Source organism: Nocardia mexicana NBRC 108244, assembly GCF_001613165.1.
GTDB classification, from domain to species: domain Bacteria; phylum Actinomycetota; class Actinomycetes; order Mycobacteriales; family Mycobacteriaceae; genus Nocardia; species Nocardia mexicana.
In genome coordinates this window covers 1-17,660 of record NZ_BDBV01000003.1, presented here as the reverse complement: position 1 = coordinate 17,660, position 17,660 = coordinate 1, and the positions used below count along the sequence as shown (strand labels likewise).

The window sequence follows — 17,660 nt, the reverse complement described above, 5'->3', positions numbered from 1 at the left end:
GATGACGACACTCGATGCCGTGCGGTGGCTGCGCGAATTCGCGGCCCTGATCGACGAAAACACCGATGCGCTCACCGAATTGGATGCGGCCATCGGTGACGCGGACCACGGCGCGAATATGCGGCGCGGGACGGCGGCGGTCGTCGCGGCCTTCGACGAATCCGCACCCGCAACCGCGGGCGAGGCTTTGAAACAGGCCGGTATGGCTCTGATCCGGTCGGTCGGCGGCGCCAGTGGGCCGCTCTACGGGACGCTGTTCCTCCGCATGGCAACCGCCGTCGGCGAGAACGGCCTGGACGCACCGGCTTTCGCGAAGGCCCTGCGCGCCGGGCTGGACGGAGTGATCGCCCGCGGCAAGGCCGAACCGGGGGACAAGACGATGATCGACGCGCTGCGGCCCGCGGTCGACGCACTCGACGAAACCCTCTCCGGGGGAGCTGATTTCGACGCCGCACTATCCGCCGCCGCGGCCGCGGCCGAATCCGGCCGAGACGCGACGACTCCACTGCAGGCGCGAAAGGGACGCGCCTCCTACCTCGGCGAGCGCAGCATAGGCCACCAGGACCCGGGCGCCACCAGCACCGCCCTGCTCCTGACGGCGGCCCACCGAGCCCTCACATGACCCACCCGCCCACAACCACCGTCCTCCGCGGTGTGCTCGCACCACTATTCCCGGCGTGCTCACGCCGGAAATGCGGGGCGGTGCCGTGGTCGGACTGGATAGCGGCAAGGAGGTATAGGCGTGATCGGGATTGTGGTTGTATCCCACAGTTTTTCCCTCGCTCAGGCGGCCGTCGCCTTGGCGGGGGAGATGGTGCGCGATCGGCCGGTGCGGATCGAGGTGGCGGCGGGGCTCGACGAGCACACCTTCGGTACCGACGCGGTCGCCGTCGCGGAGGCGATCGCCGCGGCGGACAGCGGTGCCGGTGTGCTCGTGCTGATGGACCTCGGTAGCGCGGTGCTGTCCGCGGAACTGGCGGTGGACCTGCTGGAGTCGCCGCACGAGGTGCGGCTGTGCGCGGCGCCGATCGTCGAGGGCTTGGTTGCCGCGGTGGTGTCGGCCGCGGGAGGAGTGGGCCTGGACGAGGCCGCAGCCGAGGCGGCGGACGCGTTGTCCGGCAAGCAGTCCCAACTGGGTGAACCCGCCGGGGTCTCATCGGAGGCATTGCCGGGGAAGCAGCCCCGAGAGGGAGCCGACGCCTCGCCGGACGCCGAGCCGGGCGATGCGGACCTCGGAGCAGCGCGGGCGACGTTCGTGGTGACCAATGCGCACGGTCTACATGCGCGCCCGGCCGCCCGGTTGGTTACCGAATTGCGCGGCTACGACGCCGATGTCCGGCTGCGGAATCTGAGCACCGGAGCCGGTCCGGTGTCGGGGCGCAGTTTGAGCCGGATAGCGGGACTGGGAGTGCGGGCCGGGCACGACGTGGAGGTCACCGCGACCGGTCCCGATGCGCAGCGGGCGGTAGACGGGCTGCTTGCGTTGGCGGAGAAGCGATTCGGGGAATATGCGGCGGCGGACCGACCGCCGGTAGAGGCCCCGCCCGCTGCGGACAGGTCCGGGCCGTATCCGGCCTCGGCGGGTATCGGGATCGGCCCGGCCTGGCAGCTGTCGACACCCGAATACGAGCTGCCCGATCGCCCGGACGGTCCGCCCGCCGAGGAGCGACGGCGGCTCGATGCGGCGATCACCAAGGCACGAGCCACTATTCGCGCGGATGCCGACCGCGCATTCCGGGCGCGGGACGAGGCCACCCAGGGGATCTTCGAGGCACATCTCCTGCTGCTCGACGACGACGAACTGTCCGAGGCGGTGGGGCGGCGGATCGCCGACGGACAGGCGGCGGCGACAGCCTGGGCGACGGTATTGGACTCGGCCGCAGCCGATCTCGACCGGCTGCCCGACGAGTATCAGCGCGCGCGGGCGCAGGACCTGCGTGCGGTGCGTGACCAGGTGCTGGCGGGATTGCTGGCGCGAGGGGCCGAGATCCGCACTCGCCCGGGCATTCTCGTCGCGGCCGATCTGACCCCGGCCCAGGTCGCCGGGCTCGACCCGGAGCTGGTCACAGGTATCGCGCTGGCGCAGGGCAGCCCGACCGCGCACAGCGCGATCATCGCGCGCTCCAGAGGGATTCCCGCCGTCGTGGGGGCGGGGCCGGAGGTGCTGGAAATCCCGGAGGGGACCACGCTGGTCGTGGACGGCGGCGAGGGCGTGCTCGAGATCGACCCCCGCCCGCGAGTTCTCGACGAGTTCGTTGCGCGCGCGGCGGAACGGGAGGCATGGGAAAGGTCGGCCGCGGACGCGGCGACCGAGCCCGCGATCACACTGGACCACAGCCTCGTCCACGTCGCTGCCAATGTGGGCAGCGTGGCCGACGCCGCCGCGGCGGTCCGGGCCGGGGCCGATATGGCGGGTCTGGTCCGAACCGAATTCCTGTTCCTGGACCGCGATCGCGCGCCCACGGTCGACGAGCAGGAGCAGGTGTATCGCGAGATCGCGACGGAGTTCGGCGGCCACCCCGTCACCTTGCGCGCGCTCGACGTCGGCGGTGACAAGCCGCTGCCCTACCTGCCGACGCCGGTGGAGGCCAACCCGTTCCTCGGCGTGCGTGGCATTCGTTTCGCCCTGGCGCGTCCGGACCTGCTGCGTGACCAGCTGTGCGCGATGGCTCGCGTCGCCGCCGATCATCCGGTGCGCGTGATGCTCCCGATGGTCACCGCCGTGGACGAGATCAGCGCCAGCCGTGCGATCCTGGAAGAGGTCGCGCCAGCGGATCTTTCGATCGAACTCGGAATCATGGTGGAGGTCCCGGCGACCGCGGCCAAGGCGGCGGCGTTCGCCGACCACGTCGACTTCTTCAGCATCGGCACCAACGACCTCACCCAGTACGCCCTGGCGGCCGAGCGCGGCAACGGCGCCCTCGCCGCCCTCGCGGATCCGCTCGACCCCGGTGTGCTGCGCCTGATCGAGATGACCTGCCGAGGCGCGGGTGAGACTCCCGTCCACGTCTGCGGCGAGCTGGCCGCCGACCCGGTCGCCGTCCCGATCCTGCTCGGGCTCGGGGTCACCGAACTCAGTATCGCCCCGCCGGCCGTGCCCGAGATCAAGGCGACTGTCCGGGCGCTGGACCTGACCACCTGCAAATCCCTTGCTGCCCGAGCGCTCCGCTGCACCTCCGCCGCCGAGGTCCGTCGCCTGGCCTGACCTCGAGCCATGGATTCCGGCCGAAAACACGCCGGAAATGGGGGAAGTGAGCAGGGTTGGCTCCAGGGTGCTTGACCGGTGTCTGTCCGGTCACATCGCGGTGAATTCCTCCTGAACCCGGCGCTACAGTAAACGGAGGCGGCCACTCCGGTTAAACAGATTCGGCTGTCTGTTCAACGGAGAAGGAGGCCGCGGCATGGTGACTCTGGGACTCGGCGGCCCGGGCATAGATTTCGGCTTCGCGACCGACGGCATCGCGCAGCGGGTACGGAAGGCGGTGCGCGGTCGCGGCGGCGAGGCGGTCGGCCAACTCGTCCTGATCACCGTGCTCTACCTGGGCTATCGGATGGGGCGGCTGCTCACCGCCGACGACACCGTGCGCGCATACGGAAACGCCCACGATGTGCTGGGCCTGGAGGATCGCCTCGGCCTGCCGGGGGAGACGACGGTGCAGGCGATCTTCCTGGATCACGATTCCCTGGCTGTACCGGCCAACTTCTATTACGCCACGGCGCATTTCACCGTCGCGGTGGGGATGCTGCTGTGGCTGTGGGTCTTTCGCCCGGAGCACTATCGGTGGACGCGAAACCTGATGGTGGCGCTGACCGGTGCCGCACTGGCGGTCCACACCCTGTACCCGCTGGCCCCGCCGCGCATGATGCCGCAGTACGGCTTCGTCGATCTCGCGGCGCTGCACGGCCAATCCGTATACGGGCCGGTCGAATCGGACGGACTGTCGAATCAGCTCGCGGCGATGCCGTCGCTGCACGTCGGATGGGCGCTGCTGCTCGCCTTCGCCGGGGTGGCCGCGACGCGCGGCGCCTGGCGCTGGCTACTGCTGGCGCATCCGGTGCTCACCACGCTCATCGTGGTCGGCTCCGGCAACCACTACTGGCTCGACGCCCTCGTCGCGGTGGCCCTGCTCGCCCTGGCGGCCGTCCTGCACACGCTGGTGGTCCCCGCATCGGCCACCGCGTGGGGAACGATGGGGCCCGTCGCGCCGCGACCGGCTCATGCCGTGAGCCGCCATCCCAGTGCGCGCTCGCGTTCCCGCCAGAAATCCGCGTATTTCCCTGATTGACCGATCAATTCGTCGTGCGTGCCGCGCTGCGCGATGCGTCCGTCGTCGAGCAGCAGGATCTGGTCGGCGGCCGCGATCGTGTGCAGTCGGTGCGCGACGACGATGAGGGTGCGCTGCCGGGCGAGCGCACGCAGCGCATCGGCGACCGCCGCCTCGTTGTCGGGGTCCAGTGCGGCCGTGGCCTCGTCGAGCAGCACGATCGGCGCCCGCTTGACCAGGGCTCGCGCTATCGAAACCCGCTGGCGCTCACCGCCGGACAGGCCGACACCGCCCTCGCCGACGCGCGTGTTCCAGCCGTCGGGCAACCTGTCCACGATCTCGTCGACCCGGGCGAGCCGGGCGGCCTCGCCGATTTCCTCTGCGGTGGCATCGGGGCGGCCGATCCGGATATTGGCCTCGATGGTGTCGTCGAACAGATAGACGTCCTGGAACACCATGGCCAGCTGGTTCATCAGGGCCTCGGTGGTCAGCTCGCGGACATCGGCGCCGCCGACGCGCACCGTTCCGGCGTCGGCCTCCCAGAAGCGCGCCACCAGCCGCAGCAGCGTCGTCTTACCGGACCCCGACGGCCCGACGATCGCCGTCAGAGTGCCGGGCCGGGCATCGAAGGAGATGCCGCGCAGCACCGGACGGTCGTCGTACCCGAAGGCGACGTTCTCGAACGACACCTCGCCCGGCGTGATCGCCTGCGACACAGCACCTTCCGGCAGCGGACGGACGGCCAGCACCTCGTCGATCCGGTCGATGTTGTCCGCGGCCGCCCGCAGCGCGGCGCCGTGGTCCATGATCTCGACCAGCGGGCCGACGAAGCGGGTGACGAGCACCAGCAGCGCGATCAACTCCGCGGCGTCGAGCGAGGCCCCCAGGGTCAGCGCGACGCCGACGGCGAGCAGTGCGACGAATACGGCCTGCACGGCGACGGAGAACACCAGCAGCGCGGACACCGCGCGCCGGCTCAGCTGCCCGAGGGCGTGACGTTCCCGGGTGATCGCGTTGCCCAGCAGGGAATTTCCGGCACCGGCGCGGCCGAAGGCGCGCAGGACCGGCTGGCACTGCGCGAATTCCACCACCCGCCCGGCCGCTGCCGCCGCGGCCCGGTCGACCGCGCCGAAGCTCCGCATGATGGCGTTCTGGGCTCGGCGATAGGCGACGAGCAGCACCGATCCCGACAGCGCCGAGGCGACCGCCAGGCGCCAGTCGAACAGCAGCATGCCCGCCACCACGACCGCCGGGGTCACCGCCGCCCCGACCACCGGCTGCATCAGGTGCGCCGGCACACCGAGGATGCTCGTCGTCCCCTGCGACATGGTGTGGGTCAGGCGGCCCGTCCGGTCGGTCCCGAACCAGCCCAGCGGCAGCTTCGCCAGATGGTCGCCGACCCGGTGGTGGATGCCGAGCAGCAGCCGGTCGGCGATCCGGTGGCCGTCTATCGCCTGGGCGTAGAACACCACGCAGGTCGCGGCCGTGGTCGCCGCGAGTGCGGCCAGCCACGGCATCGCGCCGTCGCGATCGCCGTCGAGCAACCGACGCAGGATGGGAACGATGAGCAGGACGCAGATCCCCTGCAGCACGGAGAAGGCGAGGATCAGCCCGACCCATCGGACGAATCGTGCGCGATCGTCCGGATGGACGATCCGGAACAGCTTGCGAATCATACCGATTCCTTCCTGAACGGCGAGTGCCTGTCCCACATCCGCGCGTATTCGCCACCGGCCGTGAGCAGTTCGTCGTGACGGCCGGACTCGACGACCCGGCCGCGCGAGAGCACCACGATGCGGTCCGCGCCCCGGACGGTGTGCAGGCGGTGCGCGATCACCAGCAGGGTCCGCCCCGCGACCAGGCGCGAGAGCGCATCCTGCACCGCCGCTTCGGATTCCGGATCGGCGAAGGCCGTGGCCTCGTCCAGCACCAGGACGGGAGCATCGGCCAGCAGCGCGCGAGCGATCGAAATCCGTTGCGCCTCACCGCCGGACAGGTGCGCGTCCACCCCGATCGCGCTGTCGTAGCCGCGCGGCAGCATCATGATGCGCTCGTGGATCTGGGCGGCTCGAGCCGCGGCCTCGATCTCCGCGAGCCCGGCGCCGGATCGGCCGAGGGCGATATTGTCTCGAATGCTGGTGCGCAGCAACGATGTTTCCTGGAATACGAAGCCGACGTGGCGGTATAGATCGTCCTCCGATACCTGCCGGATGTCGACGCCGCCGATTCGCACGGAACCCTCGTCGACATCCCAGAAACGCGGCAGCAGCCGGGCGAGTGTCGATTTCCCCGAACCGGAGGCGCCGACCAGGGCCGTCACGGTGCCGGGCTCCAGTACCAGGTCGACGCCGTCGAGTACGGTCGACCGGCCGTCGTAGGAGAAACGCACGGAATCGAATTCGACGCGAGCGCCGCCCGGCACGGCCGGATCGGTGGCGCGGGGCAGCTCGGGAGTGGCGAGCAGGTCGGCGACCCTGCCCGCGGCCGCGGTCGCCTCCTGCATCGCCAGCGCGCCGAAGCCGAGCGACAGTACCGGCGCCCCCAGTCCGACCGCAAGCATCACGAATGCGATGACCTCGACCGGATCCGCCCCGAGCCACACCCCGCCGCCGAGTGCGGCGAGCAGCAGGACCGGAGGGGAGATAACCACGGAGGCAAGGGAATCCAGCCGCTGCGTCGGACCCATCCAGTCATCGAGAAAGCGCGCGAGGTCCTCCCCGGCCCGCCGGTATCGAGCCTCCGCCCGGCCCGCCCGGCCGAACGACTTGACGACCGCGATGCCGTCGACGAACTCGACCACCGCGGAGTTGACCTTGTCCAGTTCGGAGGTCCACTGCGCCGCCCGTGCGGCGTCGCCGCGTGACATCAACGCCACCAGTCCGAGCCAGAGTGCCAGGGGCGCAAGGCAGATCGACGCCAGCCGCCAGTCCAGGAAGAACAGGTAGCCGAGCGCCGCGACGGGAGTGACCGCGGCGGCGATCAGATCGTTGATCGCGTGGGCCACCACGTGGTGCACCGCGGTGACGTCGTCGGTCAGGGCGCGCTTGACCCGGCCGGAGCTGCGCTCGGTGAACCAGCCCAGCGACACCCGGCTCAACCGGTCGACCGCGGTGCGCCGGATCCGCAGGGCCACATCGGCATCCGCGACGTGGCTCAGGGTGTAAGCGATCCCGGCGCATACCGTCCGGATGACGAACCCGGCCGCCGCGATCGCCACGCACGCCCAGATCCTGCCGCGGTCCACCGCGCCGCCGCCGACGAACTCGCGGGCGATCTCGACGATCGCGATATAGGGCGCTAGTGCGGCGAGCGCGCCCAGGGCCTGGAGCGTGGCCGCCATCGCCAGCCGACCGCGGACCGGCGCGAGCACCACTCCGAGGCCGCGGCGCTTCTCGTCGACGGGCGGATCTTGTCGCACGGTACTCATCGAACCTCGCAAATTAGATCACTGTTCTAATTGCGAGTGTATAGGCAAGTTCGGCGATTGCAAGGGTGTGGCGGTCCGGCTATCGGGTCCGTGTGGGCGCGTGCGCGCGGAGTTCCCGCAACCGCACCTCGAGTCCGTCGAGGACGCGGTCGAGCGCGTACCGGCAGTATTCGCGCCGGGTGGCGGCGGTTTCGGTGGGGTCGCCCTCGAAGCGGGCGGCCATGCGTGCCATCTGCTCGGCGCCGGGTCCGGCCGACGGGTGCGATTCGAGCATGGACCGCAGCCCGGGGATGCCCGGGTCGGCGGCGTCACCGGGCTGCCGGTCGCCCAGGGCGATGAGGCCGAGGCAGGTGTTGAACGCCATGGAGTGGGCGGGGGCGGATTCCTCGCCCCACCCCGCCTCGAGCATCAGTCGCATCCCCGTTTCGAGCACGGGGACGAGCTGCTCGGTCTGCGGACCGTTGTGCAGCAGCCAGGTGGCGACGCCGCGGTAGCGGGCCAGGTGGTCGATCATTGCCGACAGCACGCTGTGCAGCGCTGTCCGCCAATCGGTTTCGTCGATCGTCAGATCCATGTCGGCGTAGATCCGGTCGACCACGGCGCCGCGCAGCCGATCCCGGTCGCCGACGTGGTGGTAGATCACCGACAGCGAGGTATCGAGGCGGCCGGTGAGGTCGCGCATGCTCCAGCCGTCGAGGCCGCGCTCCGCCGTCAGGGCCAGCGCGGCGCCGACGATCACATCGCGCGACAGGCCGGTGTGGTACGCGCGCCGGGAACCTCTGGGCATCCGGTGACCTCGACTGTGGACGGAAAATGGAACGTTGTTCCACAGCATAGGTAGCATCGGGACGCCTCAGCCGACCGGGCCCTTCGCCAATTCGACCTTGGCGGTTTGGGTTCGGCCGGTGCGGTCGGTCCAGGTGAGATTCACGTTGTCGCCGGGGTGGTGCTTGTCCATCGTGGCGATCAGGGCGTTGGCCGAGTCGATGCGGTCGCCGTCGATATCGGTGATCACGCTGCCGGGCGCCAGTCCGAGTTGCTCGGCCGGGCCGCCGCGCACGATATTGCGCACCAGGGCGCCCTGGCCGTTCGCATCGCTGACCGTGATGCCGAGGAAGGCGCTCGGGCCGACATGCACGGTGCCGGAGCCGGTTCCGGCCCGGATCTGCTCGGCGATCGACCGTGCCTTGTTGATCGGGATGGCGAAGCCCTCGCCGCCGCCGGCGCCGAGCCGGAAGCCCTGGGACGCAGCGGTATTGACGCCGATCACCTGACCGTCCTTGTTCACCAGGGGCCCGCCGGAGTCGCCGGGCTGGATATTCGCGGCGACCTGGATGAGCCCGGTCAATTGCTCCGAGCTGCCGGAGGATTCGTCACTGGCGGTGATCGAGCGGTCCAGCGCGGTCACCCGTCCGCTCGCGGCGCTGGGGCTGCCGGTGCCGCCCGCATTGCCCACCCCGACGATCTCGTCGCCGACGGCGACCTTGCCCGAATCGCCGAGCGGTGCGGTCGGCAGCCCCGAGGCGCCGGACAGGCGCAGCACGGCCAGATCGTTGGTCCGGTCGTAGCCGAGCACGGTGGCGGGGTAGGTCTTGCCGTTGCCGACGCTGGTCACCTCGATGCGGGTGGCGCCCTCGACGACGTGGTTGTTGGTGAGGACATCCCCGTCGGAGGTGAGGACGATCCCGGTGCCCGCGCTCCCACCGCCCTGCGGGCCGAGTTCGGTGTTCACGGTGACGATGCCCGGGGCCACTCGCTGCGCGGCATCGGTGAGATCGGCCGACTGCGTCTGCGAGTCGAATGCCTGCATGACGTTGCCGGACTGTGCCGGTGGCGTCGTCGGAGCGTGCTGGGTCGCGCTCATCCGCGCGGCCACCAGGCCGATGACGACGGCCATGGCGAGCACCAGGGCCGCCACGACGCTGAAGCTCAGCGCCGGGCGGTGCGGCCGAGGGGTCGGCTGCGGGGGTGGCCCGTACGGTCCCTGCGGCCCCGGCCAGCTGCCCTGATTCGGATGCAAGGTCATCACGTCCTCGAATGGTCAGAATGTCTGCATCCATTAGGCGCGCAGTTCCTGAGAACTGGCTGGGTAGCGCCCGTGGAACTGCCACGTGCCCGACCTCACACGTCGCGACGACCGATCCCGCGCCCCGGGATCAGGTCCGTGCGTGGACGACTTCGCGCGCCGCGCGACGGCCGGATTCGACCGCGCCATCGATATAACCGGCCCAGCGGGTCGCGGTCTCGGTGCCCGCCCAGTGCAGCGGGCCGATCGGCGCGCGCAGGGCGGGGCCGAAGCGGGTGAGGGTGGACGGCGTGGCGAAGGCGCCGTAGCAGCCGCGGCTGTATTCCTCCTCGGCCCAGTCGCGTTCCAGATAGGCGATCGGCTGCCGGGCCTCGGGGCCGAAGTATCCCGCGAGATCGGCGAGGACCAGGTCCCGCCGATCCGCGGGGCTCAGCCGGGCGGCGGTATCGGCGTGCCTGCCCTCGAAGAAGCCGACGAGCACGCCGGGCGAGCCGCCCTGCGGGGTGTTGTCGAAGACGGTGCCCAGCGGACGCCGATCGCTGTTGGCCTGTCCGCTGAGTCCGTGGCCGCGCCAGAACGGTTCGTCGTAGACGACATTGACCTTGATCACCCGGCCCATGGGCATGCGCTGGACGAGTTGGTCGCGATCGGCGGGCAGGCCCGGGTGGTACCGCAGCCGCGCGGCCAAGGTCGGCGGCACGGCGACGACGGCATGCCGCGCTCGTACGATCAAGTCTCCCGCGCGCACCCGGACACCCGTGTCGCCCCAGGTCACGTCGGTCACCGGGGCGTCGAGCACGACCCGATCGCCGAGTTCGGCGGCCAGTGCCGCGGCGATCCGCTGCGATCCGCCCACGACGCGGTCCTGCTGTGCCCCACCGGCGACGTTGATCAGCGCATCCACGCCACCGGCCGCGCCGATGTAGAAGCCCGCCCACAGCGCGGACATGTCCTCGGGTTCGGCGGAGAACACCGCCTGCGTGATCAGTCGCAGGAAGGACCGCCCGGCCGGGGTGTAGGCGTTGCGGCGCAGCCAGGTGGCGAAGGTCTGCGAATCCAGTTGTCCCGCAGGCTCGGCCAGCCAGGGCTCCCGTGCGGCCACCTTCCTCGCCATCCGGTCGAGCCGCCACTGGGCCTGGGCGATATCGGCCAGTGCCAGCGGGTTCAGCCTGGGGATGCGGCCGGTGTATCGCGATGTGGCGCCGGCGAATTCGGCGATGTGGCGGCCCGCGGTATAGGTGGGATAGGTCCGCAGGCCCAGCTCGCGGATCAGCCCGAGCACCCGATCCTGGCCGGGGCCGACCCACTGGCCACCGACCTCGATCGGCGCACCGTCCGGCAGTTCCGCGTTGAGCACCCGGCCGCCGACCCGGTCCCGCGCCTCCAGTACCAGGACGTCGATCCCGTCGCGGTTCAGGTCCCGGGCCGTGACCAGCCCGGCGACTCCGGCACCGACGACCACGACATCCACCGAGCGCTCCATGACAACCTCCATACACGATGTATCCAAGCACCACTGGACACCGGGCTGCGACCGTTCGCCGAGCGCGACCACGCGGATCTGTCGGTGCGAGAGCTGGTGCGACCGCAGGCGGCTCGCGTGGGCGATGCGGCCGATCGTCGGGGCGAGAGTCTGACGAATGTGTGACGGCCGGGCCTTCCTGCCTGTTCAGGCGGTCGCGCACGGGCGAAGCGGACGTAGGCTCACGATATGACCGGATCGGGACTGCGCGCGGCCTGCGGCATCGTGGCCGCCGGGCTGACGCTGGGTGTCGCGGAGTTGGTGGCGGTGCCCGTCGGTCAGGGCAGTGCGCCCTTGGCGGCGATCGGTTCCACGGTGGTGGACGGGACGCCCGACAAGGTGCGGGAATGGGCGATCGACACCTTCGGCACCAACGACAAGCTGGTGCTGTTCGTGTGCATGGGGATCGTCGCGGTGGGGGTGGCCGTGGTGGCGGGGCGGGTCGAGCGGACCGGCCGCCCGTTCGGTTCCGCGCTGCTCGCCGTCTTCGGGCTGGCCGCCGCGATCGTCGCGGCCAGCCGCCCGACCGCATCCTGGACCTGGGCGCTGCCGTCGCTCGTCGGTGCGGTGGTGGGAATCCTGGTGCTGCGCTGGTTGATTCGGCGCTGCGATGCGGCCGCTGGAGTCTCCGCGGGAGAAGCGGATCGCCCACCGAGTTCGGCAGTCGGAAGTGCAAGGAGCGCAGGAGCTTCCGGTCCGACGGCCGGGGGTCTGGACCGGCGGCAGGCCGTTCGCGGCATCGTGGGTGTCGGAATTCTGGCCGCCGCAACAGGTTTGACGGGGCGGTTACTCGGCGCTCGGGCGCACAGCGTGTCTTCGGAACGGGCCGCGGTGCAGCTGCCGCCGCCGAAAGCTCCTGCGCCGCCGGTAGATCCGGGCGCGGACCTCCGAATACCCGGTCTCACACCGTATCTGACCTCCAATGCCGACTTCTATCGGATCGATACGGCGCTGGTGGTGCCGCAGGTCAGCACCGACACCTGGTCGCTGCGCATCCACGGCATGGTGGAGCGCGAAATCCGGCTCAGCTATGCCGATCTCGTGCGGCGCCCGGCGGTGGAACGGCTGGTGACGCTGGCCTGCGTATCCAATCCGGTCGGGGGAGACCTGATCGGCAACGCGCGCTGGCTGGGCTACCGGCTGGACGAACTGCTCGCCGAGGCGCGCCCGCATCCGGACGCCGATATGGTGCTCTCGCGCAGCATCGACGGTTTCACCGCGGGCAGCCCGCTGAGCGCGTTCACCGACGGCCGCGACGCCCTGCTGGCCGTCGGCATGAACGGCGAGCCGCTGCCCGTCGCGCACGGCTACCCGGCCCGGCTGGTCGTGCCCGGCCTGTACGGCTACGTGTCGGCCACCAAGTGGGTCACCGAGCTGGAGATCACGAGATTCGATCGCGCCCAAGCGTATTGGACCAAACGCGGCTGGTCGGCACGCGGCCCGATCAAGACCGGCACCCGCATCGATACCCCGCGTGCGGGCGCCCGGCCGAGCGGCGGCCGCGTCGTCGTCGCGGGCGTCGCCTGGGCGCAGCACCGCGGCATCCGAGCCGTCGAGGTCCAGATCGACGACGGCCCATGGGAACCCGCTCGCCTGGCCGCCGAACCCTCCATCGACACCTGGCGCCAGTGGACCTACGACTGGGACGCCACCCCGGGCCCGCACACCCTGCGCGCCCGCTCCACCGACGGCACCGGCCAGGTCCAAACCTCCGAGGTCCGCGACGTCATCCCGGACGGCGCGACGGGGTATCCGACGGTCTCGGTCCGCGTCGGCTGAGTCGAAATCCGGAGCGGCCGGGCTCAGTGGCCGATATCGACCGGGACCTTGGTGTCGGCTTCGGCGTCGGTCGTCTTGGATTTGCCGCCGATGAACAGGGCCGAGGCGACGACGCCGATCAGGAGGATGGCGGCGGGGAGGAGCATCGACTGGCCCAGCGCGCCGCTGAACTTGTCGAGGATGGCCTCCGGGAGTTTGCCCATGGAGGCGCCGCCGCCCTCGGAGACATTGGCGCCACCCAGGCCCTGGGCCGACATGCGGGCCGAGATCAGCGCGCTGATGGCGGCGCTGCCGAGCACCGAGCCGACCTGACGGGTGGTGTTGTACACGCCCGCGCCCGCACCGGCCTGGGACACCGGCAGGTTGCGGGTGGCGGTGGAGGCCAGCGGCGCCCAGATGCAGGAGTTGGACAGACCGGCGATCGCCGCGATCACCAGGAACAGCGGGATGGAACCGTCCGGCTTCATCAGCACCGAGAAGCCGAACACCGAGGCGGCGAACAGCGCGAAGCCGATGGTCGGGATGATGCGCGGCGGCATCCGGTCGGAGATCTTGCCGATGAACGGCGCGGTGAAGCCGGTGACGATCGCCATCGGCGCGAATACCAGGGCCGCCTTGGTCGGCGAGAACTCACGCACCGCCTCCAGATAGAAGTACGCGGGCACCATCAGCGCGGTCACCGCGGCGCCCATCGCGGCGATGGCCACGCTCGACAGCGCGAAGTTGCGGTCGCGGAACAGGCTCAGCGGCACCAGCGGCTCGCCGGTATTGCGGGCCTGATTGACCACGAACAGCGCGAACACCACCAGACCGGCGACGATCATGGTCCAGATCCAGGCGTTCCAGTCGTGCGTGTTGCCCTCCTGGATCCCGAACACCAGCAGGAACATGCCGACGCCGCTGAGGACCACGCCGACCAGGTCGAACTTGTGCTCGTGGGTCTCCAGCGCGGGCACCAGCCAGACCGCGAGCACGAAGGCGATGATGCCGATCGGCACGTTGATGTAGAAGATCCAGTTCCAGCCCTGCCAGTCCACGAGCACACCGCCGAGGATCGGGCCGACCAGCGTGGCCAGACCGGCCACGCCGCCCCACAGCCCCATGGCCGCGCCGCGCCGGTCCGGCGGGAAGGTGCGGGTGATGACCGCCATGGTCTGCGGGGTCATCAGCGCCGCGCCTAGGCCCTGCACCGCGCGCGCCGCGATCAGCATCTCGACGGTGGTGGACATGGCGCACCACAGCGAGGCGAGGGTGAATACCGCCAGGCCGATCAGATAGATGTTCTTGGGCCCGAACCGATCTCCGAGCCGCCCCGTCACCAGCAGCGGCACCGCGTAGGTGAGCAGGTACGCGCTGGTCACCCAGATGACCTTCGTCATGTCGGTGTGCAGGTCGGTCATGATCGCCGGATTGGCCACCGCGACGATGGTCATATCGAGCAGGATCATGAAGAACCCGACGACCAGCGCGTATAGCGCCAGCCACGGATTGCGTTGAGTCGTCATGAAATTCCCTTCCGAAGTTCTGCGAGCACGTCGTCGGTGACCGCCGCGCCCCAGCCGTGGCCGATGACGCCGGTCTCCGGTGTGATGCGGGTGCCGTCGGGGGTGAATGGTTCCCATTCCAGGACACCGGATTCCAGTTCCGTGGTGATGCGGCGCATCCAGGTGACCTCGGCGTCGACCTGTGCCCGCAGGTACTCGAGCACCATCCAGTACCGCCGCGCGACCTTGTGCGTGGTCAGCCAGTCGTGCAATGCGTCCAGTTCGGTGATGTCGTTGTCGAGCCAGCCGATGCGCTCGCGCAGCAGCGCGATCACCTCGTCGCGGGGCAGATTGTGTGCCTCGGACATGGCCAGCGGGAAGATCGGGTATTCGCGGAGGGGACGGCGGATGAGGTCGGATATTCGCGTGCGCAAGGCGGTGGTGCCGGATTCGGTGATCCGGTAAGTCGTGCGTTCGGGGCGATTGCCCGCACGGTCGGTGCCTTCGGCGTGTACCAATTCCTGCTCGGCCAGCTTCGTCACCGTGTGATACAGCGAGCCCGGGCGAATCTTGAGCAGATAGTCCTCCCGGCGCTGCAGCAGCATCTGATACATCTCGTACGGATGCATCGGCCGTTCCTCCAGCAGCGCGAGCACGGCGATCGCCAGCGGCGTCAGCGTGGCACCCGGCTGCTTCGTCATCGTCGATCTCCCTCCGGATTGACTGTGTCGCGAACTCTAATCCCCATCGGCGACATAGCCCGCTTCAAATACTCCACGCCGAATATACGGTGCGGAGGCTTTGCTGGACAAGGGTGGATGATGACCGTCACGACGGCGTCCGGCCCGCTATCGGTTGGCGGCTATTCGGCCTCGTCAGGCCTGAGTCGTAGCTGTCTGAGTTCGGGTACAGCTCGTTGAATGGTGATGAAATCGGTGTCGTTGTGCACCACGATGGCATCGTGCCGCAAAGCGGTCGCGGCGATCTGCACGTCGGTGGTTTGCGCTCCTCGTCCGGCACCGATTGCCCACAGCGCGGCGCGAATTCTCGCAACCTGCGACTCGACCTCCTCGTCACAGGGGAGCCAGTGGAAGACCGATCCGTAGAGGTTCGTGAGGAACTTCAGGTCTCTACTGTTGCGCGCGCTGAACTGTGCTTCGTCCATCGTCACCGCACAGGAGCACAGGACGCCGCTGACCGCGAACTGGTCAACCACGCGTTCGACGGTCGGCTTCGTCCGGTAGTGAGACATCACCGACTGGTCGACCAGGTAGCGAGAGCGATCATCATCGACCGTGGTCACTGGTCGTCCGCCGCGATGGCGTCAGCGAGCTCCTCTTCGGTAAGGAAAGGGTTGTGGTCCATTCGCTTGAGCTGCCGGAGCGCCTCGCGTTGCCGGTACCCTTGCACCAGTTCCGACATGGCGAGGTTGATCACTGCCTTCTTGGTGGTCAGGCCGGTCAGGCGCATCGCTTCGGCCAGCACCTCGTCTGGAATCTCGACGGTCGTCGCCATGTCCACCTCCGTATTATGGATTGCCCATATCAATAATACGCGGGAATCGTAATATTGCGTCCCGGACCGTGCGCCAGCTCGCCGCATATCCTGCGGGGTCGACGCGAGTCGTGCCGGACGATAGACCGGAGACATTGCTGCGCCGGGCCGAAACGCTTCTGACAGAAGCGAATTCGGCCCGGCGCAACGGTCAGGCCCTTACACGGTCGGCGAGAACGCCTCGGCGATGATCTCGGCCTGCTCCACCGCGTGCACCTTGCTGGAACCCGAGGACGGGGCCGACATGGCGCGCCGCGAGATCCGGCGCAGCTTGTTGAAACGCTCCGGCAGGATCTCCGGCAGGTTCAGGCCGAAGAACGGCCAGGCGCCCTGGTTCGCCGGTTCCTCCTGCACCCACGCCAGGTCGGTGGCGTTCGGGTAGGTCGCCAGCTTCTCGTTGAGCCGGTACGACGGGATCGGGTACAGCTGCTCGACGCGGATGATCGCCACGTCGTCGCGGTTCTTCTTGGTCTTCTCCGCCGCCAGCTCGTAGTAGAGCTTGCCGCTGGTCAGCAGGATCCGCTTCACCTTGCTGCGGTCGCCGTCGCCGCTCTCGTAGGTCGGCTCCTCGAACACCGAGCGGAACTTGCTGTCGGTGAAGTCCTCGACGTTGGAGACCACGGCCTTGTTGCGCAGCATCGACTTCGGGGTGAAGACGATCAGCGGACGGCGGATGCCGTCGAGCACGTGCCGGCGCAGCAGGTGGAAGTAGTTCGCCGGGGTGGACGGCACCGCCACCGTCATCGACCCCTCCGCGCACAGCTGCAGGAACCGCTCGATGCGGCCGGAGGTGTGGTCGGGACCCTGGCCCTCGTGGCCGTGCGGCAGCAGCAGCACGACGTCGGACAGCTGGCCCCACTTGGCCTCACCGGAGGAGATGAACTCGTCGATGATCGACTGCGCGCCGTTGACGAAGTCGCCGAACTGCGCCTCCCAGAGCACCAGCGCGTCCGGGTTGCCCAGCGAGTAGCCGTATTCGAAGCCGACGGCGGCGAACTCGCTCAGCGCGGAGTCGTGCACCGCGAACCAGCCCGGGTTGGCGCTGCCGATGTTGTGCAGCGGGGTGTACTCGGCGCCGGTCTTGCGATCGATGACCACCGAGTGCCGCTGGGTGAACGTGCCGCGGCGGGAGTCCTGACCGGTCAGGCGGACCGCGCGACCCTGGTCGATCAGGGTGCCGAACGCCAGCAGCTCCGCGAACGCCCAGTCGACCTTGCCCTCGTAGGCCATCTCGCGGCGGCGATCCAGCACCGGCTTGACGCGCGGGTGCACGCTGAAGCCCTCGGGCACGTCGACGAAGGCGTCGCCGATGCGGTGCAGCACCGTCTTGTCCACGGCGGTGACGACCGTCTGCGGGATGGTCTGTTCCTTCTCGACCGACTCGCTCGGCTCCGGGGTGTACTTCTCCAGCTCCCGGACCTCGTTGAAGACGCGCTCCAGCTGGCCCTGGTAGTCGCGCAGCGCGTCCTCGGCCTCCTTCATGGAGATGTCACCGCGGCCGATCAGGGCCTCGGTGTAGGACTTGCGGACGCTGCGCTTGGTGTCGATGACGTCGTACATGTACGGCTGGGTCATCGACGGGTCGTCGCCCTCGTTGTGGCCG

At 69.5% G+C, this 17,660-nt stretch carries 14 protein-coding genes; 4 read left to right on the top strand and 10 right to left on the bottom strand.

What is annotated here, in order from left to right:
- Nucleotide 1: 1 nt before the first annotated feature.
- From dhaL to NM1_RS01745, 3 genes are all read left to right on the top strand, one after another.
- A complete protein-coding gene (gene dhaL, locus NM1_RS01755) occupies nt 2-622 on the top strand; it encodes a dihydroxyacetone kinase subunit DhaL (RefSeq protein WP_068013054.1) in 621 nt (206 codons plus the stop codon).
- A gap of 120 nt (nt 623-742) precedes the next feature.
- On the top strand, nt 743-3,205 hold the full coding sequence (ptsP, locus tag NM1_RS01750) for a phosphoenolpyruvate--protein phosphotransferase (RefSeq protein WP_068013052.1): 2,463 nt from the start codon (nt 743-745) through the stop codon (nt 3,203-3,205).
- Nucleotides 3,206-3,401: 196 nt separating this feature from the next.
- Complete coding sequence (locus NM1_RS01745; protein WP_084519062.1) at nt 3,402-4,286, top strand: phosphatase PAP2 family protein; 885 nt, start codon at nt 3,402-3,404, stop codon at nt 4,284-4,286.
- Here NM1_RS01745 and NM1_RS01740 read toward each other — a convergent pair.
- The 5 genes from NM1_RS01740 to NM1_RS01720 all read right to left on the bottom strand — a co-directional run bounded on the left by NM1_RS01740 (nt 4,217) and on the right by NM1_RS01720 (nt 11,201).
- A complete protein-coding gene (locus NM1_RS01740) occupies nt 4,217-5,941 on the bottom strand; it encodes an ABC transporter ATP-binding protein (RefSeq protein WP_068013049.1) in 1,725 nt (574 codons plus the stop codon). The genes NM1_RS01745 and NM1_RS01740 overlap by 70 nt on opposite strands.
- The gene (locus NM1_RS01735) at nt 5,938-7,692 is read right to left on the bottom strand and encodes an ABC transporter ATP-binding protein (RefSeq protein WP_068013047.1); all 1,755 of its coding nucleotides are present in this window, start codon (nt 7,690-7,692) and stop codon (nt 5,938-5,940) included. Before NM1_RS01735 ends, NM1_RS01740 begins: the two co-directional genes overlap by 4 nt.
- Nucleotides 7,693-7,771: 79 nt before the next feature.
- Nucleotides 7,772-8,479: a TetR/AcrR family transcriptional regulator gene (locus NM1_RS01730; RefSeq protein WP_068013045.1), complete on the bottom strand. Its 708-nt coding sequence runs from the start codon at nt 8,477-8,479 to the stop codon at nt 7,772-7,774.
- A 66-nt stretch (nt 8,480-8,545) separates the two neighbouring features.
- Nucleotides 8,546-9,589, bottom strand: a complete 1,044-nt coding sequence (locus NM1_RS01725; RefSeq protein WP_068013345.1) for a S1C family serine protease — start codon at nt 9,587-9,589, stop codon at nt 8,546-8,548.
- Between the two features lie 259 nt (nt 9,590-9,848).
- Nucleotides 9,849-11,201 (bottom strand): flavin monoamine oxidase family protein, encoded by a 1,353-nt coding sequence (locus NM1_RS01720; RefSeq protein ID WP_068013043.1) that lies wholly within the window; start codon nt 11,199-11,201, stop codon nt 9,849-9,851.
- A 228-nt stretch (nt 11,202-11,429) separates the two neighbouring features.
- Between NM1_RS01720 and NM1_RS01715 the strand changes: the two genes are divergently transcribed.
- The gene (locus NM1_RS01715) at nt 11,430-13,019 is read left to right on the top strand and encodes a molybdopterin-dependent oxidoreductase (protein WP_068013041.1); all 1,590 of its coding nucleotides are present in this window, start codon (nt 11,430-11,432) and stop codon (nt 13,017-13,019) included.
- Nucleotides 13,020-13,042: 23 nt separating this feature from the next.
- Here the strand turns inward: NM1_RS01715 and NM1_RS01710 are convergent, their stop codons facing one another.
- The 5 genes from NM1_RS01710 to NM1_RS01690 form a co-directional block, all read right to left on the bottom strand.
- Nucleotides 13,043-14,524: a DHA2 family efflux MFS transporter permease subunit gene (locus NM1_RS01710; RefSeq protein WP_068013038.1), complete on the bottom strand. Its 1,482-nt coding sequence runs from the start codon at nt 14,522-14,524 to the stop codon at nt 13,043-13,045.
- Entirely contained in the window at nt 14,521-15,204 is a 684-nt protein-coding gene (locus tag NM1_RS01705; protein ID WP_068013036.1) for a PadR family transcriptional regulator, read from the bottom strand. The genes NM1_RS01710 and NM1_RS01705 overlap by 4 nt, the downstream gene beginning before the upstream one ends.
- A 161-nt stretch (nt 15,205-15,365) precedes the next feature.
- A complete protein-coding gene (locus tag NM1_RS01700) occupies nt 15,366-15,806 on the bottom strand; it encodes a type II toxin-antitoxin system VapC family toxin (RefSeq protein WP_068013035.1) in 441 nt (146 codons plus the stop codon).
- On the bottom strand, nt 15,803-16,018 hold the full coding sequence (locus NM1_RS42885; RefSeq protein ID WP_169814182.1) for a type II toxin-antitoxin system VapB family antitoxin: 216 nt from the start codon (nt 16,016-16,018) through the stop codon (nt 15,803-15,805). Before NM1_RS42885 ends, NM1_RS01700 begins: the two co-directional genes overlap by 4 nt.
- Nucleotides 16,019-16,216: 198 nt before the next feature.
- Nucleotides 16,217-17,660 (bottom strand): 2-oxoglutarate dehydrogenase component E1 family protein (locus NM1_RS01690; protein ID WP_507762178.1); only part of this gene is annotated, 1,444 nt, incomplete at its 5' end.